Source organism: Clostridium sp. Marseille-P7770 (genome assembly GCF_902143525.1).
In the GTDB taxonomy this organism is placed as follows: domain Bacteria; phylum Bacillota; class Clostridia; order Lachnospirales; family Lachnospiraceae; genus Pilosibacter.
In genome coordinates this window covers 1-3,924 of the sequence record NZ_CABFVC010000014.1, presented here as the reverse complement: position 1 = coordinate 3,924, position 3,924 = coordinate 1, and the positions used below count along the sequence as shown (strand labels likewise).

Annotated in this window: 6 protein-coding genes; all 6 read left to right on the top strand. The window is 53.5% G+C overall.

Translation table 11 applies throughout. The features are described from left to right. Positions 1–1,421, top strand: a 1,421-nt coding sequence (locus tag FN001_RS17895; RefSeq protein ID WP_142412762.1) for a relaxase/mobilization nuclease domain-containing protein, incomplete at its 5' end; no start/stop codon positions are given. Between the two features lie 184 nt (positions 1,422–1,605). Further along, positions 1,606–1,818: a hypothetical protein gene (locus FN001_RS17885; protein ID WP_005927784.1), complete on the top strand. Its 213-nt coding sequence runs from the start codon at positions 1,606–1,608 to the stop codon at positions 1,816–1,818. Further along, positions 1,808–2,551 carry a phage replisome organizer N-terminal domain-containing protein gene (locus tag FN001_RS17880; RefSeq protein WP_109215853.1) on the top strand — a complete coding sequence of 248 codons (744 nt, stop codon included), beginning with the start codon at positions 1,808–1,810 and terminating at the stop codon, positions 2,549–2,551. The genes FN001_RS17885 and FN001_RS17880 overlap by 11 nt, the downstream gene beginning before the upstream one ends. Beyond that, the gene (locus FN001_RS17875; protein WP_098924872.1) at positions 2,548–3,405 is read left to right on the top strand and encodes an ATP-binding protein; all 858 of its coding nucleotides are present in this window, start codon (positions 2,548–2,550) and stop codon (positions 3,403–3,405) included. The genes FN001_RS17880 and FN001_RS17875 overlap by 4 nt, the downstream gene beginning before the upstream one ends. Further along, positions 3,402–3,590: a transposon-encoded TnpW family protein gene (locus FN001_RS17870; RefSeq protein ID WP_002569233.1), complete on the top strand. Its 189-nt coding sequence runs from the start codon at positions 3,402–3,404 to the stop codon at positions 3,588–3,590. Before FN001_RS17875 ends, FN001_RS17870 begins: the two co-directional genes overlap by 4 nt. A gap of 111 nt (positions 3,591–3,701) precedes the next feature. Continuing rightward, the coding region (locus FN001_RS17865; RefSeq protein ID WP_185911984.1) for a recombinase family protein at positions 3,702–3,924 on the top strand (223 nt) is incomplete at its 3' end.

The following is a 3,924-nucleotide window of genomic DNA, read 5'->3' as shown; positions in this document are numbered from 1 at the left end:
GCTATGAGAAAAACCAAAAACGGGAAGATGTGAAAAGCCACCACTATATCATCAGCTTTGACCCACGGGACGGGACAGACAACGGCTTGACCGTAGACCGGGCGCAGGAGCTGGGCGAGCAGTTCTGTAAAGAGCATTTCCCCGGACACCAAGCCCTTGTATGCACCCACCCGGACGGGCATAACCACAGCGGCAACATTCATGTGCATATCGTCATCAACTCCCTGCGGATTTATGAAGTCCCGCTTCTGCCCTACATGGACAGACCAGCCGACACACGGGAGGGCTGCAAGCACCGCTGTACCAACGCCGCTATGGAATATTTCAAGAGTGAAGTTATGGAGATGTGCCACCGGGAGGGGCTTTACCAAATCGACCTCTTGAACGGCAGCAAGGAACGGATAACAGAACGGGAATACTGGGCGGCAAAGAAAGGGCAGCTTGCCCTTGATAAAGAGAACGCCGCCAGAGAAGCCGCCGGACAACCGACCAAGCCCACCAAGTTTGAAACGGACAAGGCGAAGCTGCGCCGGACGATACGGCAGGCACTTTCCCAAGCTACCAGCTTTGACGAGTTTTCTTCCCTTTTGCTGCGGGAGGGCGTGACCGTCAAGGAGAGCCGGGGGCGGCTTTCCTACCTCACGCCGGACAGAACAAAGCCTATCACAGCCCGGAAGCTGGGGGACGATTTTGACAAGGCTGCTGTCCTTGCCCTGCTCACGCAGAATGCCCACAGAGCCGCCGAAAAGCCTAAAGCCATACCGGAATACCCACATACCCAAAAGGGACGCTTGCAGGAGGAAAAAACCGCAAAAACCGCCCCGGCAGACAACACCTTGCAGCGCATGGTTGACCGGGAAGCCAAGCGAGCCGAGGGCAAGGGCGTGGGCTATGACCGCTGGGCGGCAAAGCACAACCTAAAGCAGATGGCGGCTACCGTTACCGCCTACCAGCAGTACGGCTTTTCCTCCCCGGAGGAACTGGACGAAGCCTGTTCTGCCGCCTATGCCGCCATGCAGGAAAGCCTTACAGAGCTGAAGCAGGTGGAAAAGACGCTGAACAGGAAAAAGGAGCTGCAACGGCAGGTACTTGCCTATTCCAAGACCCGCCCTGTCCGGGACGGGCTGAAACAGCAGAAAAACGCCAAAGCAAAAGCAGCCTACCGACAGAAGCACGAAAGCGACTTTATCATAGCAGACGCAGCCGCCCGTTATTTCAGGGAGAACGGCATTTCCAAGCTGCCGGGCTATAAAGCCTTGCAAGCAGAGATTGAAAGCCTTATCAAAGAGAAAAACAGCGGCTACAACGATTACCGGGCAAAACGGGAGGAATACCGCCGCTTACAGATTGTCAAGGGCAATATCGACCAGATTTTACGCCGGGAGCGCAAGCCTGTGAAAAGGCAGGAACAGGAACGATAAAAACCACCCCAAAATGTACCCGAACCCATACAGAACAAGGGGGCTGCCCCGTACTCTACCCGCAATACCAAAGGATTTTTTAACGGGCTTACAGGGCAGAAAAACCCCGAAAATGATACCGAGATGATACAGAATTACCGTCGATACCGCCACACCAGCGGAAACGGCAGAAAGGAGCGCACCCATGCCAAGAATGAGCAAGAAACGGCGGCTGGAATGGTCTTTTTTCCTGCGGCAAGTAAAAGTCGGGAATACCACCTGCGACCGTATCACATACAACGACCTCTGCCGGGGCTGTACCCATAGCTGTAAGCAGAGCTTCCGGGCGGTTATCATACTTTGCCCCCGCTACTACTCCAAACGCCGGAAAAAGGAGGACAGGGACAATGGCAGATAACCGCAAGTATTACTACCTCAAGCTGAAAGAGAATTTTTTTGACAGCGACTCCATTGTGCTGCTGGAAGATATGAAAGACGGGATTTTATATTCCAATATCCTCTTGAAGCTGTACTTAAAATCTCTGAAAAACGGCGGGAAGTTGCAGCTTGACGAGCATATCCCCTACACAGCGCAGATGATAGCGACACTGACCCGCCACCAGATAGGGACGGTTGAAAGGGCTTTAGAGATTTTCCGGCAGTTGGGGCTTGTGGAGCAGCTTGACAGCGGGGCTTTTTATATGACCGATATTGAGCTGATGATAGGACAGTCCTCTACCGAAGCCGAGAGAAAACGGGCTGCAAGGCTGGAAAACAAGGCACTTTTACCGCCCCGGACAAAAGGCGGACATTTGTCCGACATTCGTCCACCAGAGATAGAGATAGAGTTAGAGAAAGAGATAGAAAAAGAGAGAGAGGGAGAAACGGGACACCCCGCCCCCGCCGCTTATGGCAGATACAACAATGTGATACTGACCGATACAGAGCTTTCCGGGCTGAAAACAGAGCTGCCCGACAAGTGGGAGTATTATATTGACCGGCTTTCCTGCCATATCGCTTCCACCGGGAAGCAGTACCAGAGCCATGCAGCCACCATTTACAAGTGGGCGCAGGAGGACGCTGCCAAAGGCAAGGCTGCCCCGAAACAGGGCATACCCGATTATTCATGTAAGGAGGGCGAGAGCTTATGAAAAACGAGATTGAAGCTATGATTACGGATATTACAACCACTACCGCCGAAGCGGAGGACTACACAGGCGAGGACGGGCTTTTATACTGCGGCAAGTGCCATACGCCCAAAGAAGCCTACTTTTCAAAAGAAACCGCCCAATGGTTAGGGCATGACCGACACCCAACAGACTGCGACTGCCAGCGGGCAGCCCGTGAAAAGCAGCAAGCCGCCGAAAGCCGACAGAAGCACCTTGAAACAGTGGAGGACTTGAAACGCCGGGGCTTTGCCGACCCCGCTATGCGGAACTGGACATTTGAGCATGACAACGGCAGAAACCCACAGACCGAAACCGCCCGCTTTTATGTGGAGAGCTGGGAAACCATGCAGGCTGAAAATATCGGCTACCTGTTTTGGGGAGGCGTGGGGACAGGAAAAAGCTACCTTGCCGCCTGTATCGCCAACGCCCTTATGGAAAAAGAGGTTGCCGTTCGCATGACAAACTTTGCAACGATACTCAATGACCTTGCTGCCAGCTTTGAGGGCAGGAACGAATATATTTCCCGCCTTTGCAGCTACCCCCTGCTGATACTTGATGATTTCGGTATGGAGCGAGGGACAGAATACGGGCTGGAACAGGTTTACAGCGTGATTGACAGCCGTTACCGAAGCGGCAAGCCGCTGATCGCCACGACCAACCTCACGCTGGAGGAATTGCAGCACCCGCAGGACACGCCCCACGCCCGTATCTATGACAGGCTGACTTCCATGTGCGCCCCTGTCCGCTTCACGGGCAGCAACTTCCGAAAGGAAACCGCACAGGAAAAGCTGGAACGCTTAAAGCAGCTGATGAAGCAGCGAAAGGAGAGCCTATGACAGAAACCAAACAGACAAGCACCACCAAAACAGACCGCCGCCCGGACTGTGTAACGGAAATCCGCATGGGCAACTCCGTCCTTACCGTTTCCGGCTTCTTCAAGCAGGGCGCAACCGACACCGCAGCCGACAAGATGATGAAAGTGCTGGAAGCGGAAGCTGCTACACAAAAAACGGCGATTTGACCGACCATAAAGAAGCAGATTTGACGCTTTTGCCGCTATACAGACAGCCGCCCCATGTGGTACAATCAAGGTACGGAATAGTGGGGCTGGCTGTCGGAAACGGAGGATTTTATGTTAAGACAGACCAACCAACAACCAATTACCGCCCTTTACCCAAGACTTTCCCATGAGGACGAGCTGCAAGGCGAAAGCAATTCCATTTCCAATCAGAAGCGTATTCTTGAAACCTATGCAAAGCAGAACGGCTTTTCCAATCTGCGCTGGTACACGGACGACGGTTATTCTGGTGCGAACTTTCAAAGACCCGGTTTTCAAGCCATGCTTGCGGACATTG

What these genes read in the sequence shown, in the direction of transcription:
- FN001_RS17880 (WP_109215853.1), top strand. Translation starts at nt 1,808, where the DNA reads ATGGCAGATAACCGCAAGTATTACTACCTCAAGCTGAAAGAGAATTTT.
- FN001_RS17885 (WP_005927784.1), top strand. Translation starts at nt 1,606, where the DNA reads ATGCCAAGAATGAGCAAGAAACGGCGGCTGGAATGGTCTTTTTTCCTG.
- FN001_RS17875 (WP_098924872.1), top strand. Translation starts at nt 2,548, where the DNA reads ATGAAAAACGAGATTGAAGCTATGATTACGGATATTACAACCACTACC.
- FN001_RS17870 (WP_002569233.1), top strand. Translation starts at nt 3,402, where the DNA reads ATGACAGAAACCAAACAGACAAGCACCACCAAAACAGACCGCCGCCCG.